This window comes from Nitrososphaerales archaeon (genome assembly GCA_032906765.1).
Classification (GTDB): Archaea; Thermoproteota; Nitrososphaeria; order Nitrososphaerales; family Gagatemarchaeaceae; genus DASPPF01.
Genome location: JAJTZB010000011.1, coordinates 1 through 13,197 on the forward strand (window position 1 = coordinate 1; position 13,197 = coordinate 13,197).

General features: G+C 57.1%; 15 protein-coding genes. 5 read left to right on the top strand and 10 right to left on the bottom strand.

The window, feature by feature from the left end; translation table 11 throughout:
* Positions 1 to 859: 859 nt before the first annotated feature.
* Positions 860 to 1,369 (bottom strand): Lrp/AsnC ligand binding domain-containing protein, encoded by a 510-nt coding sequence (locus LYZ69_09295; protein MDV3278639.1) that lies wholly within the window; start codon positions 1,367 to 1,369, stop codon positions 860 to 862.
* A gap of 97 nt (positions 1,370 to 1,466) precedes the next feature.
* On the opposite strand from LYZ69_09295, the gene LYZ69_09300 reads away from it, so the two are divergent.
* Positions 1,467 to 2,150 carry an ACT domain-containing protein gene (locus LYZ69_09300; GenBank protein ID MDV3278640.1) on the top strand — a complete coding sequence of 228 codons (684 nt, stop codon included), beginning with the start codon at positions 1,467 to 1,469 and terminating at the stop codon, positions 2,148 to 2,150.
* A gap of 9 nt (positions 2,151 to 2,159) precedes the next feature.
* On the opposite strand, the gene tfb is transcribed toward LYZ69_09300, so the two are convergent.
* Positions 2,160 to 3,017 carry a transcription initiation factor IIB gene (tfb, locus tag LYZ69_09305; GenBank protein ID MDV3278641.1) on the bottom strand — a complete coding sequence of 286 codons (858 nt, stop codon included), beginning with the start codon at positions 3,015 to 3,017 and terminating at the stop codon, positions 2,160 to 2,162.
* A gap of 170 nt (positions 3,018 to 3,187) precedes the next feature.
* A complete protein-coding gene (gene hflX / locus LYZ69_09310) occupies positions 3,188 to 4,279 on the bottom strand; it encodes a GTPase HflX (protein MDV3278642.1) in 1,092 nt (363 codons plus the stop codon).
* A gap of 214 nt (positions 4,280 to 4,493) precedes the next feature.
* On the opposite strand from hflX, the gene LYZ69_09315 reads away from it, so the two are divergent.
* On the top strand, positions 4,494 to 4,901 hold the full coding sequence (locus LYZ69_09315) for a hypothetical protein (GenBank protein ID MDV3278643.1): 408 nt from the start codon (positions 4,494 to 4,496) through the stop codon (positions 4,899 to 4,901).
* A gap of 355 nt (positions 4,902 to 5,256) precedes the next feature.
* On the opposite strand, the gene LYZ69_09320 is transcribed toward LYZ69_09315, so the two are convergent.
* Together LYZ69_09320 and moeB are read right to left on the bottom strand one after the other, a co-directional pair.
* Positions 5,257 to 6,546 (bottom strand): FAD-dependent oxidoreductase, encoded by a 1,290-nt coding sequence (locus LYZ69_09320; GenBank protein MDV3278644.1) that lies wholly within the window; start codon positions 6,544 to 6,546, stop codon positions 5,257 to 5,259.
* 371 nt (positions 6,547 to 6,917) lie between these two features.
* Positions 6,918 to 8,087 (bottom strand): molybdopterin-synthase adenylyltransferase MoeB, encoded by a 1,170-nt coding sequence (gene moeB, locus LYZ69_09325; protein MDV3278645.1) that lies wholly within the window; start codon positions 8,085 to 8,087, stop codon positions 6,918 to 6,920.
* Positions 8,088 to 8,189: 102 nt separating this feature from the next.
* Between moeB and ccmA the strand changes: the two genes are divergently transcribed.
* From ccmA to LYZ69_09340, 3 genes are all read left to right on the top strand, one after another.
* Positions 8,190 to 9,035, top strand: a complete 846-nt coding sequence (gene ccmA / locus LYZ69_09330; protein MDV3278646.1) for a heme ABC exporter ATP-binding protein CcmA — start codon at positions 8,190 to 8,192, stop codon at positions 9,033 to 9,035.
* Between the two features lie 42 nt (positions 9,036 to 9,077).
* Positions 9,078 to 9,731: a hypothetical protein gene (locus LYZ69_09335; GenBank protein ID MDV3278647.1), complete on the top strand. Its 654-nt coding sequence runs from the start codon at positions 9,078 to 9,080 to the stop codon at positions 9,729 to 9,731.
* Between the two features lie 144 nt (positions 9,732 to 9,875).
* Entirely contained in the window at positions 9,876 to 10,352 is a 477-nt protein-coding gene (locus tag LYZ69_09340) for a peroxiredoxin (protein MDV3278648.1), read from the top strand.
* 41 nt (positions 10,353 to 10,393) lie between these two features.
* On the opposite strand, the gene LYZ69_09345 is transcribed toward LYZ69_09340, so the two are convergent.
* The 5 genes from LYZ69_09345 to LYZ69_09365 form a co-directional block, all read right to left on the bottom strand.
* Positions 10,394 to 11,281: a fumarylacetoacetate hydrolase family protein gene (locus LYZ69_09345; protein MDV3278649.1), complete on the bottom strand. Its 888-nt coding sequence runs from the start codon at positions 11,279 to 11,281 to the stop codon at positions 10,394 to 10,396.
* Positions 11,282 to 11,337: 56 nt separating this feature from the next.
* On the bottom strand, positions 11,338 to 12,090 hold the full coding sequence (locus tag LYZ69_09350; GenBank protein MDV3278650.1) for a biotin--[acetyl-CoA-carboxylase] ligase: 753 nt from the start codon (positions 12,088 to 12,090) through the stop codon (positions 11,338 to 11,340).
* Complete coding sequence (locus LYZ69_09355; protein MDV3278651.1) at positions 12,078 to 12,218, bottom strand: hypothetical protein; 141 nt, start codon at positions 12,216 to 12,218, stop codon at positions 12,078 to 12,080. The genes LYZ69_09350 and LYZ69_09355 overlap by 13 nt, the downstream gene beginning before the upstream one ends.
* Before the next feature lie 22 nt (positions 12,219 to 12,240).
* Positions 12,241 to 12,438: a hypothetical protein gene (locus LYZ69_09360; protein MDV3278652.1), complete on the bottom strand. Its 198-nt coding sequence runs from the start codon at positions 12,436 to 12,438 to the stop codon at positions 12,241 to 12,243.
* 73 nt (positions 12,439 to 12,511) lie between these two features.
* A complete protein-coding gene (locus LYZ69_09365; protein MDV3278653.1) occupies positions 12,512 to 13,147 on the bottom strand; it encodes a hypothetical protein in 636 nt (211 codons plus the stop codon).
* Positions 13,148 to 13,197: the final 50 nt, after the last annotated feature.

The following is a 13,197-nucleotide window of genomic DNA, read 5'->3' on the forward strand; positions in this document are numbered from 1 at the left end:
TCGTCTCTGAAGGGAGGCTCAAGCCCCGCATCTTCCGCGAGCTTCCGCTGAAGTCAGCGAGGCAGGCCCACGAGATTCTCGAATCGAGAAAGGTAGAGGGCAAGATACTGCTGATTCCCTAGCGAGTCGCGCCTCGACGCAGGGGGGGAAGGACTGGCAGTCGGTGATTTGCACCCATATTGCCGGGTGGTAGCCCCGGCGACCGCCGTGGCACGTTGAATCCCAATCCTGGGCAAGATTTGGCTGATTCTGACCAGCACCGCTGCGCCAGTAACCTCAGGATCTAGATGGGTTCGAATCCAGGCGGATTTGATTCCATGGCGTGCCATGGTTCAATATCCTGTTTTCGACCGAGTGCAAGGTCAGGCCCCATCGGACTTGGACTCTTGACCTAGAACTGCTCGGAGTTTGCCGGTAAATTAGTGCTCAAATCCGACCCGCGGCATCGCACAAATAGGCCAGGTGCAGCAGCAAACTGAGCGCAGATTGAAGGCTAGTAGTTCTTGGAAGAATGCTTCCAAGGCCAATCAGTAATCGATTTCCAAGAGCGGAAATCGTATTGCAGGTCTATATGCTACCAAGACGTGGGAATCCGCGGTCGGCTGGAGAGGGACATTCTTGGGTAGAGAAGGGAAGAAGAAAAAGAAAGAGAAAGTTAGAGAGAGAAAAGAAGAGAGGAAGGCGCGGAGAGGGTCAGGGTCCAGTTAGCCTGAGGATCCGCCGATGGAACGACCGACTTGGCGAGCTTGCTGGTTGGGGTCCAATCGGTCTATCTTGGTTCGGCATCAGGCCAAGTAGATGGCGCGTCTGGCATCGCCAATCAAGCTGGAAGGGTTCTGATAATAAGAAAAAACGGAGCCTACGCCCAGATGGGCCGGTAGGCTAACATCGTCTCGCTTGACCTCACACCTTGCACTTCGGCAATCTTCGAAACGTGGGAGAGAAGCTCGTCTTGGTTCTTCCCGTACACAGTCGCTAGGATGTCGAATTCGCCCGGTATGACGAATGCATTGCGGATTTGTGGGTGCTGTTCTAGGGATTGGAGGACCTTCTGCGCGTTCTCGTTGACTTGCAACAGAACTAGTGCAAGAGAGTCAGTTGCCTGAACGTTCTTGCCGTTTGCAAAGCCTTCGAAAGGCGTGTAGGTTCTTGTCGATGTGACCCCGGTAATGGATCGGACTTTGTTGACCAGATCGTAGACCTGCTTTTGGTCTGCGGCCTTCAGCTCGATCGCTAGATTGGCCCTGCCGGTGACTGGCGAGAAGTAGGTGATTCCTTGTGTGCGCCTCAGTTGCTCGGTTACTTGGCTGAGCATCTTCGGCTGAACAGATGCGATGATGGTTGTTGGATTCATGTTTGCGGTTATCATTTTATTTCAACTTGTCATACCTATGACACTATATAAGGGTATCTGTATTCGATGTTATTCTTATTACATCCGGAAGGGGAGCTGGTGGGCGCGTGGAATGGCAGCCTCACAGTATCGCAGGAATGGGGTGCCGGTAAGCGAGGCCGTGTCGACCATCATCTCGCGGAACTATGTGGTGCTCGAGTCGCTGAAGCTCAAGATAGTTAACTATCATGGACTCGCAGCCAAGATTTCGTCCGAAGTGGAAGAACTGGCTGGGAAGAAAGCGAACGTGGACACAATCGTGGTAGCAATCAAGAGATTCTCCGATGGTTTGGGTGAAGGGCAAATCGGTGAGGTGTCTGCCAGCTTGAAGGGCTCCAAACTCAATCTCGCGGGAGGTATGGTTGAAATGACGGTCGGGGGGAAGGCTGCACAGACTCATCAGATTCTGCAAGATGTCTTGAGATTGGAGTCCAAGTTCAGTGGCACGCCTTACGTCTTCCAGCTGCTCAACTCGGTCAAGGTAGTAGCAGAAGAGGAAGATGCGAAACTTCTGGAGGAGGCGCTTTGGGGACGTTACGAGACATCGCTCAGAAGGGATGTCGCCACGATCACGATTCGCCTTTCGCCTTCCGTGGAGAAAGTTCCTGGAATTGCGTCGTTCATCACTGAGCTACTTTACAGGAACGGTGTGAGCATACTCGATGCGTTCTTGAGCTATGAAGACATCGTGTTGGTTGTACAGGAGAAGTCTGGACCCAAGGCCTATCAGGTCCTTAGTGAAGAGATTTCAGAATAGATTTCCATCTCAGATTCCGAGGGCCTCTCTGAGACCCTTGTACCTGTTCCTGATCGTGACCTCGGTCACCCCGGCAGCTTCTGCGACGTCTTTCTGCGTCTTCTCTTCGCCTTCCAATGCACAGGCGACGTAGAGAGCCGAAGCCGCCAGCCCCATCGGGTCCTTGCCGGCTGAGATCCCCATCGCCTTGGCCCTGAGTAGAATCTCGCGCGCCCTTCTTTGCGTTGTCTCAGACATTTGCGCCCTAGATGCGATTCCGGATACGCACCTCGTCGCCTCGGCCACCGGCATTTTGAAATCCATCTCCCTGTGCAGGAGCCTATACGACCTTGCGAGGTCCTTGACCTTGACATTGCTCACAGCGGCTACGTCCTTCAGGGTCCTTGGGATCTCGCCATCCCTGCAAGCGGCATAGAGCGACGCCGCCATGATAGACGTGATAGACCTCCCCCTTACCAAGCTCCTCTCGAGGGCCTTCCTGTAGAAGTAAGCCGCCTTTTCCGTGACGGCCTCTGATACCGCAAGTTTGTCCGCGAATCTCCGCAGCTCGCTGAATGCCTGTCGGAGGTTCCTGTCAGCAGACTCGTGGACCTGGCTCCTCCGGTCCCATGTCCTCAGCCTCTCGACAGTGGACTTCATGGACCCGGATAGTGACCTGCCGGACGCGTCTTTGTTGAGGCCCCCTATCACCGTGGCCAACCCCATGTCGTGGACGGCAATCGATGTGGGGGTTCCCGTCCTGCTTCGGTCGCCCTTTTCGTCGCTCGAGAAAGACCTCCATTCTGGACCCATATCCACAATCTTCTCCTTCACCACCAGTCCGCAATCGCTGCAGTAGAGTTCCGACCCCGAACCATCAATCACCATTCGGCTCTTCCCGCATCTGGGGCATTTGGCCGAACTCCTCTCTAACTTCAGGAGCCGCGAAAAGTTTGTGCTGTTGGATATTTGTAATCACGAATCAGAAATAACCAGTTATTTCAAATAGTAAATTGCTGCCCCAGTATATAAAGGAACGACCCCCTTTTCGGGTCCGGCTAGTCCCTGCGACTGGCTGTTATCGTGGAGTCCCTCTCGCGCGTCAGTTCGAATATTCTGTTTCTCAGCTGGCGCATGCCGTCGCCGCGCGTCGCTGAGGTTCTCAGCGTGGAGAATCCCTCAAAGAGACCGTCCGATGCGACCTCGCTGCTCCGATCAGCCACAAGATCCATCTTGTTTAGTATCAGAAGCGTCTTCTTCGGGTCAACTCCGAGTTCTCCTAGGACTTCCTTGCAACTCCCGAACTTTATCCTGATGCTATCGAGACTTTCGCTAGCGTCGATGACCAGGAGCACGAGGTCAGCGTACGTGAGCTCCTCCAAAGTCGACTTGAACGACTCGACGAGGTACGTAGGAAGCCTCGAGATGAACCCAACAGTGTCGGATAACATCACCCTTCTCTTCGAACCTGGAGTTGTTATTGCGCGGGTCGTCGTGGCGAGCGTTGTGAAGAGTTTCGGGGACTCCTCTTTGGTTTCGGATGCCAACCTGTTGAAAAGAGTGGTCTTCCCACTGCTGGTGTAGCCTGCAAACGACACTAGCGAGTCGCCCAGTTTCAACCGCTCCTTCCTTTGGACCGTCCTGCTCGACCCGGCGCTGGCTAGCTTGCTCTTGATCGTCTCCATCCTGCGCTTGAGGGCTCTGAACTTGACATCCACGGCAGACTCACCCAGTCCGGAGAATCCCGCCCGCTCGCCCCTCACGGAGTAGCGCACAGCGTCTCTTGCGCGAGGCATTTCGTAGCGCAGCTCAGCGAGCTGGACCTGAAGCTTGGCCTCCGTTGTGACGGCGCGCAGGGCGAAGATGTTGAGGATCAGCCTTTCGCGGTCGATCACCTCGACGTGTGTCACTTTGGCGAGGTTGTTTGCCTGGGACGAGGTGAGACTCTCGTCTATGATTAAGGTGTCAGAGTCGTTGCCACTGACCAGCTCGAGGAGCTCCTCTGCCTTCCCGACCCCGACCCCATAGGCTGACTTGATTACTTGCTTCTGCGTGACCACCGCTGCAACGGAATAGCCAGCGGCCTTCGCCAGTTCCTCGATCTCTCTCTTCGCGAACTCATCGGCGTAGGTGACTATTGTCGCCTTCATGAATTAGTCAACCTTCTTCTGGAATCTGAGGCAATACGGAAGCTTGGAAACGCGTTCTCCGAGCGCCTTTCGCGCCTACCCGAAACCCAAGCCGTGCGAATTGATTGTCTTGACATAGTTCGGGCTGTATCTGATTCACGGTAGTTTCCGTTTCTTGGCCCTAATAAGGGCGCGTCCAAACCATATTAATGGGGCTTCGCAAGTTTTCACCACATTGGATTCAAACAAAGGCTCACGTGACGCGAAGCTCACGGAGATCATCGTCTCGTTCAACGAGTCGTGGATGAAGTACTGGGAAGCCTATGTCAGACTGCAGGATCAGCTCTATGAGAGCATGCGGGCGGCAAGGGAGGTCTCTTGGCTTGCCGCAACGGACGATAAGAAGCTCAGCGAGATCAATCAGGTGCAACGCGAGCTCTTTGCCGGAATGCCGCGCAGGTTGGACTATGTCCCGCTCGGGCAGATAATGCGAGACCTGGAAAGTGCGCCCAGCAAGATTGCAGAGCTCGACGCGGCCCTCACCTCGGAGGAAGAGGACTGTAAGAGGTTGGAGGAAGCGATAGCCATTCTGAAGGAGAAGGTCGAGGTGATGAAAGAGGCGATGCGCTCCCTTGGCCGCTGAGCGTTTGCATGACGGCAGGTGAGCTGACTGGCTCGTGAGAAGAGCGGCCAGGGCCTGCCAAATTGGTAGTAGACCACGCCGATTGCGATTACCACTCAGTAGGCGGCTTCGGGTTCGGTTTTCCAAAGGAGTCGTTCCGACGCCTTGCTAGATTTGGGGAGGTGGTATTACATGTCGGGTAATAATCGGAGCTGTTACGTGTAGATGCTCATTGAGCGGGAGGGTGAGAAAGTGGAATGAGAATGTCGCTAGGGATTTCCGAATCGTGGTTCCTGCTTGTCCGCGGTGGCTTGGTTCCTAGAGGTGGAGCTTTTCACCGATGATGAAGGTTAGGGGCGGAGTCCATGGGCACTCATTACAAGCCACTATCCTCGAAATCCCAAAACCTCCCGGCGTGCGCCTTTGCCCCGAACCCGTTGAGGCACCCTCTAGCTTCCAGCCTCCTAACCAATTGTGCGGAGAATACTGGTGCTCCCGTCGCCCCGGGAGAATTGAAGTTGAGGACGTGCATGAAAGCTTCCCCCTCGACAATGAGCGCTTCCGGAACGAACCCCTCATCCCCCACCAGCGAGCTTCTCACACCCGCCAGGCCGCGCCGGATGAGCATCACCTTGTCCATCGTAGGTATCAGCGCCCTCACCCTGCTGCACATCGCGGCCTTGGAGAGCGAGCTCCTCCATTCATCCGAGACCATGGAGAGGAATGCCCTATCGCTGAACAACCTCAACTTGGGCACTATTGGTCTCTCGACGACCATCCCGAGGAGTTCGCGGAGCCCCCCTATGCCCCTGTACGTGTCGGGCCCTGCCACGAGGACCGCATTAGGCCCAACCTCCCTCCTCCCATCAGCACGGATTATGAAGTGCGGGTCGAGAAAGTTGAACTCGGCGTGCCTAGCCACAGAGTAGATGTTCCTGTTCACCCTCGGCGCCCGTGCCTCGTCCACAACCCAGTACTCCCCCCTGAAATGCAGATTGGCGTACTGTCGGGCCAGTCCCATCGAGTGCGCCAAGTCCAGCGACCCCCCACCGGCTGCATTGATCATCAGCGAGCAATCCAGCCTCCGCCCGTCGCTGAACCGCAGGGTCGGCCCTCGCCGCCCCCCCTCCACCCCATCGACCTCAGCCCAGGGGAGGAACCTGACACCGTTGGCCTCCGCCAGGCGCCAGACAGCGGTCGTGAGCGCTGCGAAGTCGGTCGAGGCGTCAGTCTTGGAAAAGAAAGCGCCGCGGCAGCTTACCTCTGGCTCGATCTTCCTGACTCCGCCGGCATCGAGCAGCTCGTACTCCTCTTCTCCCATACCGTTATCCGCGGCCCACCCCGCGTAGCGTTCCAGGGTCCTGACCTGTTCTTCCTCCGTGGCCACCATTAGGGTGCCCACTTCCTTCCATGGCAGGCCGAACTCCGAAGCCAGCTTCATCCACATCCGATACGACCTCCCAGCTGAGATTGCGAACATCCTCTTCCGTTGAGGGTCCAGGTAGTATGGCCTGTGTGCCACTCCCGTGTTCCTGAGAGTGGTGTGCAACGCGGGCCCGCTGTCCTTATCCACGATGACTATGGAGCAGTCGTAGAGCCCGCTGAGCCAGTAAGCGGTCGTCACTCCGAGCACCCCGCCCCCTACGACAGCAATGTCACATTCCAAGCAGGCCAGCCCTTCCCCCGCTTGTTCTGAGACACACCTTATTCAAGGTCATCAAGTCATACCGGTTTTGAAAGCCTGCCGACTGAACTTAGGCTAGTTGGTCGCTCTAGACCCTATTCCACGCGTCTGCTCGGCATCGCGTATACCTCCGTCACAGAACGATGCCACGATAAGCGTAAGCTGTGCAGACGTTGTCACTCGGACAATCACTAGGTCAGCTGTCTCTGCAAAAAGTGTGGTGGCACACTATATGGAATGTGTGACTTGGCCATGGCCCAGGTCACAAAGGTCACCCATCCTCCTCCGACTAGGAAGACGAGAGCCAGTCGCAGAAGAAGGGTGCTTGGGGTCAAAAGGAGGTCGTTCTGGCCTCAGTATCTGAGCATCTTCGGGTCGACCTGCTCCGCCCACGCCTTGATTCCCCCGTACAGGTTCCTCGTCTTTGCGTAGCCCGCCTTCTTCAGAAACTGGACGGCGTACGAGCTCCTGATCCCGGTATGACAGTACACCACGATCGTCTCGTTCTTGTCTAGTTCCTTCGTCCTGAGCGGGAGCTGCCCCAGTGGGACGAGCTTGGCGCCTTCGATGTGGCACAGCTGATATTCGTAGGGTTCCCTCACGTCCAGCAGCAGCGGCTTCTCACCCCTGTCGATTGAGCTCTTGAGACCAATCGGGGTAATCTCACCGTTATCCTCCACAGCCTTCCTCTTCACTCCACAGAACTCCTCGTAATCAATCAGCTTCGTAATCCTTGGCTTGGTTCCGCAGACAAGGCACTCGGGATTCTTCTTGATCTTCAACTCGTTGAATGATGTATCCATGCTGTCGAACAAGAGCAGCCTCCCGGATAGCGAGGCTCCCTTCCCGAGCAGTATGTTGATTGCTTGGTTTGCCTGGACGGCGCCTACGATGCCCGTGAGCACGCCCAGCACCCCTGCTTCTGCGCACGACTGGACCGACTCCGGTGGAGGGGGCTCGGGGTAGAGGCACCTGTAGCAGGGCCCAGCCTCGGTCGAGAAGACGGAGACCTGCCCGTCGAACCTGAAGACACTGGCGTACACGTCTGGCTTCCCCAACAGGACGCAGGCGTCGTTGATCAAGTACCTGCTCGGGAAGTTGTCGGTGGCGTCAATCACAACGTCATAGGGGCCGAGAATCTTCAGCGCGTTCGAGGAATCGAGCCTCTCCCGATGGACTTGGACGTCGACGTTCGGGTTGATTGAGAGTAGACGAGACCGCAGTAGCTCCGCCTTGGGCCGACCCACGTCGGCCTCGGAGAAGAGGAACTGCCTGTGGAGGTTGGACAGTTCGACGACGTCGTTGTCGACAATGCCTATCCTTCCCACACCCGCCGCTGAGAGGTAGACGGTAGCCGGGATTCCCAGTCCGCCTGCACCGACAACAACTACTGACGAAGCCTTGAGCTTGCGCTGACCGTCCATTCCCACCTCGGGCATGACTATGTGCCTGCTGTACCTCGCCTTCTCGTCGTCGGAGAGTTCCGGCAAGGTCATCGGCAAAGGCGTGTCGTGGTTCGGCATCACGTGTCCAATCCGTGGAAGAGTCGGCGAGCCGTTTCCTGCTTAAGAACGGTTCGGTCGTAAGGTTCATGTAGCGACGAGAAGGGCGAGTTCTGAACACTGATGCTGAAGCTGGACGGGCTCAGTTCTGGATACAACGGCGCCGAGGTACTGCACTCAATCTCGCTCGAGATTTCAAAGCCTGCAATCTACGTCGTGCTAGGACCGAACGGCGCGGGAAAAACGACGCTCTTCAGGACGGTGGCCGGCGTGCTGAGGCCCATCTCCGGGAAGGTGAGTCTTGACGGTCAGGACCTCTACGCGGCAAACCAAGTGCGTAGGGAGATCGGATACCTCTCCCACCTCACAGCAATGCCAGAGGAGATGACGGTTGCAAAGGCGTTGGCCTTCTACGGCGCAATCGAGGAAGGCGACACTGACAAGGCACTAGAGCGTCTCGACCTCAGAGACCTCGCAAGCAAGAAGGTGAGCGACCTCAGCCAGGGCCAGAAGAAGAGGGTCTCGATAGCCAAGCTCTTCCTCAGGGAGAGGAAGCTGTACCTGATGGACGAGCCGACGTCGAACCTGGACCCTGTGGTCGCGAAGGAGGTGAGGGACATCCTCCTGAACCTGAGCAAGGACAGGTTCGTGCTCTACTCGTCTCACAACCTGTACGAGGCCCAAGAAATCGGCGACTTCATCGTCTTGATCAAGGATGGGAAGCTAGGGTTCTATGGTAGGAAGGAAGAGCTGAGGACGGGAGGCTACCGGGTCGGCTTGAGGGCCTCGGGCGACCTCGCGGTGCTGTTCCCCGAAGGCAAGCGAGAGAAGGAATACTTCGTTCTGGATGTAGCCGGACCGCAGGAGGTAGGAGCGATAGTGAAGAGGGTAGTCGATGCGGGCATGACGGTATACGAAGTGAAGGAGCTCGGGAATCCTTTGGAAGACCTGTTCGGGGGAGGTAGATAGGAGACGGACATCTCTAGGCAGGTCTTCGTCAGGAGCGCAAGGATGGGTGTGGTCTACGTCGCCATCAGCATCGGGATGGCGATATTCATCACCGTCTCCTTCGGCGTGGGGGCGAGGGCAGGGAGCGTCATCTCCAACAGTGGCCAGGCGTTCGACCTAGGCTCCGTCTTCGGGCTGATGCTCGTGCCCTTCTTCGCCATCTTCGGGCTGATTATCACCACGCCGACCTACCTGCTCTTCGTCAACGACAAGAACGCGGGAGTGCTGGAGTACTTGCTCGCCACAGGCATGAGTCAGCGCGACGTCTTCAAGGGATACCTCAAGGCGGCATTGATGCTCTCTCTGCTGCCCATGGTGCCTGCTGTGCTCATCAGCGTCGTCCTCTCGGCATTTGGGCCGCCGTACGCATTGGGAGTTGGAGCGCTCGCGGTCGTGATGGGTTTGGCGGACGTGGCCTTGGTGACATTCCTGATGACAGGGTTCAGCGCGATGCAGAGGAAGCCCACCGGGATGAATTCTCCAGTCGGGATAACCATAGGGGTGTTCCTAGTCCTCCCCGAGTTCCTGCTTCTGTTCCTCCTGCAGGGTGCGATAATCTGGCTCGACCTGGGGATAGCGGCGGCGCTGATGGTCACGACCGCCGTGCTATTGTCGTCCGTTGACCGATTGATAATGCGTGAGAAGCTGTTGCCGTAGGCGGCAGGATCTAAGGGCTTTCGGCTGAGTCTCAATCGAGTAGAGAGCCCCTAAAGAGTCTCCCGTAACTTCGATCATTAAGTGACCGATTGAGCGGCGCGTCCCACGGAAGATCTTAAACATAGAGAATCGCGACGGCACGTCATGCCACATGCGCCAAAAGTCGGTGAACGGGCTCCGGAATTCACACTCTACGATGCGGACAAGAAGGAACGGAAGCTCTCAGAGCTGCTCACCAAGGGCCGTAAGACAATCCTAGCATTCTTCCCAGGCGCGTTCACAGGCACGTGCACCACAGAGATGTGCACCTTCAGGGACATGTTCGACGAGCTGCAGAAACTGAACGCGGCGGTGGTCGGCGTTTCCGTCAACGACCCATTCTCGAACAAGGCGTTCGCGGAGAAGAACGGGTTGCAGTTTCCTCTGCTGTGCGATTTCAAGAGAGAGGTCACGCAGAGTTACGGCGTGCTCTGGAACGACCTGAGCGGAGTGAAGGGCTACAACGTTGCAAACAGGGCCATATTCGTCTTGAACGACAAGGGCAACATCGTTTACAGTTGGGTGGCTCCAAACCCAGGGACGCTCCCGTACTTCGACGAGATTAAAGGGGTCCTCAAGTAGGAAACTGCGGCGCTTGGCCTACGCAGAGCCAATCTACGACGCTATGTTTCCTGTACCACCGGGTTCCGCAGCTTGCCGATGCCTTCGATCTGGCATTCGACAACGTCTCCGTCCTTCAGAAAGGGCGCACCACTGTAGGCAGCCACCCCGGCTGGCGTGCCGGTCGAGATGACGTCTCCTGGCGAGAGAGTGATGCCAGAGGACAGGTACTCAACGAGGCGATCAACCCCGAAGATCATGTCGCCTGTGGTGGAATCTTGCCTTACGGCCCCGTTCACCGACAGCGAGATTCTGATGTTCTGAGGATTCGCGATTTCATCCCGCGTCACCAGCCAGGGGCCGAGCGGAAACGCGGAGTCGAGGGCCTTCCCCATGACCCAGTTCTGACCCTGAGCGTTCAGTTTCGACGGCCAGCCCTCGGGGAACTGCCTGTCCCTGAAGCTGACGTCGTTCGCGATTGCGTAACCAGCGATGTAGTCCATGGCGTCCTCCCGCCTGATGTACTTCCCTCGCTTTCCTATGATGACCGCGAGTTCAACCTCCCAGTCGGCCTTGCTCGAGACTCTCGGGATGAGTATCGGGTCACCGTTCCCAATGATGCAGTTCCTGAACTTGGTGAAGAAGTATGGCTCCTTGGGAGGGGACGACCCTTTCTCCTTGCCGTGCCCTCCGTAGTTGACTGCCGCACATAGAATCTTCTCTGGTAAGAGAATCGGGCTGAGTAGCCTGCTACTTTCGATGCTGCTGCCTCCCTTTGGGGGGAGGAATCCGACAGCGCGACGCAGTTCTTCCAGGTGTCCCGAAGCAAGCAACTCGTCGACGCTCCTCACAGAGGAGAAACCTGGCAACTCAGACAAGCCGCGAATCCTGTGTTCGATGACAACGCCAGCCCGAACCCCGTTCCCGTCGTCGAAGTTGACCAGTTTCATGATTCCACCGCCGGGTCGTATCGCTGTGGAACTAAACCTTGCTTCCAGCCGAACATCTAGAGCTCCTCTCTCAACCACTCCAGGTCTTCGGCGTGCAGCACGACCTTCTTCCCTTGATTCAAGACCACCAGGCCGCCAGTGCTCTCCAGCTCCAGCGCTGTGCAGGAGAGTTCGGCCCCAGACTTCGCCTTCGCTACGACTTGCTTCCCCAAGGTGCCTACAAAGCGCTCCGCGTCCTTCAGGATGTCCGCACCATCAAGCCACCTAGTGTAGACTAGCCGGAACTCATCGAGAATCCGCTCCCTGACGTTGGTCACTTCGACGGGTCTTCCGAGCTCTTCAAGAAGTGAGGTTGCCGTCCCTTGTGTTCCCTCCAGCGACGAAGTCCTGGAGTTGCAGTTCAGGCCGATTCCCAGGACGACATAAGAGAGCGTCTTCCCCGAATAGCTCGCTTCCGCCAAGACTCCCGAGACCTTTCTGCCTCTGATGAGCACGTCATTCGGCCACCTGACGGACGACTTCAGGCCGGTGGCAGACTCGATTCCGAGCACGACCGAAAATGCTCCAACGAGCGACAGCAGCTGAGGCTGAGCTGAGTTTGATGGCCTCAGAACGAGGGACATGTAAAGGCCGCCCACCGGAGAGTCCCACCTCCGCCCCGACCTTCCTCTTCCTGCAGTCTGCGCTTTGGCCACGACGACCACACCTTCGGGGGCACCTCCTTCGGCCAATCGGGAGGCTGCATCCTGGGTCGAGCTCACCTCGTCCATCAACTCGAGGTGCCAGATCGCGGGCCTCAAAGAATCCATGCCTCTAGCCATACGTCCCTCTTCCTGAAACCGAACTTCGCAGTGCGGTAGGGCACGTCCCCTCGCAGCACCGCCTCCTCTTCTTCCCTGTACAGCGCGTCGACGACCAAGATGTCGAATCTCGTCAAGTCACTCCCCAGAAGACTGCCCCTAGGTGAGGAAGGCGGTGATCCCCAGCAGGACGAAGATTGTTAGGTGGCCCAGAAATGCCCAGCGGAGCAGTCGGATTCCCCCAAAATCGAGCTCCCCGCGCCCGTAGCTCCGAGATGCCCCCGAGTATAGGAAGCCGAAGATTAGCATGAACGCTCCCGCGAAGGCGAGTACGGCTAGAAGAGCGTTGAGATTCAATCAGCCCCTTCGCCTCCGCGCCTGCGGTCCCCCACCCGTGCCTGCACTGGACGCATCCGCATTGGCAACCTCATCAGTATATCGCCAAGTGCGCCATGATGAGGATTATGATTACCTGGAAGAAGGCCTGGCTGCCTGCAAGACGGATGTTCCTCATGTTCAGTCTCGCTATCTTGTCTACGTCAGGCTTGGCCTTCGCCAGCTCCAAGAAGATCCTGACCCCGTTCGGCATGAACACTCCGAACCCCTGGGCTGTCAGTATCAGAACCACAACGCCCGCGGTGATTATCCACGGCGAGCTAAGGTCGAACTTGCCCATCGACTGGGCCAAATAGATACCGGAAGTTATCGCCACTGCGGCAAGCGAAGGGATGATGAAGAATGTCGTGGGGGTGAGCCTCTTGGCGACTTCGACTCTGGCCGGCACCTCGAGCGACCGCAGGACCCTAGTCATCACCAGACCCATGTATATGTCGAACCCAGTCCAAGTTCCACCACAAATCACGTGGACGTAGTCGAGGGCATAGAGGCTCTTGACTGCGAGCGCGCCCACTAAGACTATGGGAGGGACGATTCCGATTGTGAAGCTCCAGAGGAGGAGTTTGGTGGTGTAGGGCGGCAGCTTCGAAGGCCCCTGTTGAGCAACCCCGCCAGCCTGCGCCACAACCTCATCGGGCTCTGTTGATTGAAAAGCCTTTCCTGCGCACAAGGTAGAGTGGGCTTGCGTCAGGCAGGTGATTGCACCAATTGTGTTTCTCT

Excerpts from the sequence above, each read along its gene's own strand:
- ccmA (MDV3278646.1), top strand. The coding sequence starts at position 8,190 with ATGCTGAAGCTGGACGGGCTCAGTTCTGGATACAACGGCGCCGAGGTA.
- moeB (MDV3278645.1), bottom strand. The coding sequence starts at position 8,087 with ATGCCGAACCACGACACGCCTTTGCCGATGACCTTGCCGGAACTCTCC.
- LYZ69_09295 (MDV3278639.1), bottom strand. The coding sequence starts at position 1,369 with ATGATAACCGCAAACATGAATCCAACAACCATCATCGCATCTGTTCAG.
- tfb (MDV3278641.1), bottom strand. The coding sequence starts at position 3,017 with ATGGTGATTGATGGTTCGGGGTCGGAACTCTACTGCAGCGATTGCGGA.
- hflX (MDV3278642.1), bottom strand. The coding sequence starts at position 4,279 with ATGAAGGCGACAATAGTCACCTACGCCGATGAGTTCGCGAAGAGAGAG.
- LYZ69_09340 (MDV3278648.1), top strand. The coding sequence starts at position 9,876 with ATGCCACATGCGCCAAAAGTCGGTGAACGGGCTCCGGAATTCACACTC.
- LYZ69_09345 (MDV3278649.1), bottom strand. The coding sequence starts at position 11,281 with ATGAAACTGGTCAACTTCGACGACGGGAACGGGGTTCGGGCTGGCGTT.
- LYZ69_09350 (MDV3278650.1), bottom strand. The coding sequence starts at position 12,090 with ATGGATTCTTTGAGGCCCGCGATCTGGCACCTCGAGTTGATGGACGAG.
- LYZ69_09335 (MDV3278647.1), top strand. The coding sequence starts at position 9,078 with ATGGGTGTGGTCTACGTCGCCATCAGCATCGGGATGGCGATATTCATC.
- LYZ69_09300 (MDV3278640.1), top strand. The coding sequence starts at position 1,467 with ATGGCAGCCTCACAGTATCGCAGGAATGGGGTGCCGGTAAGCGAGGCC.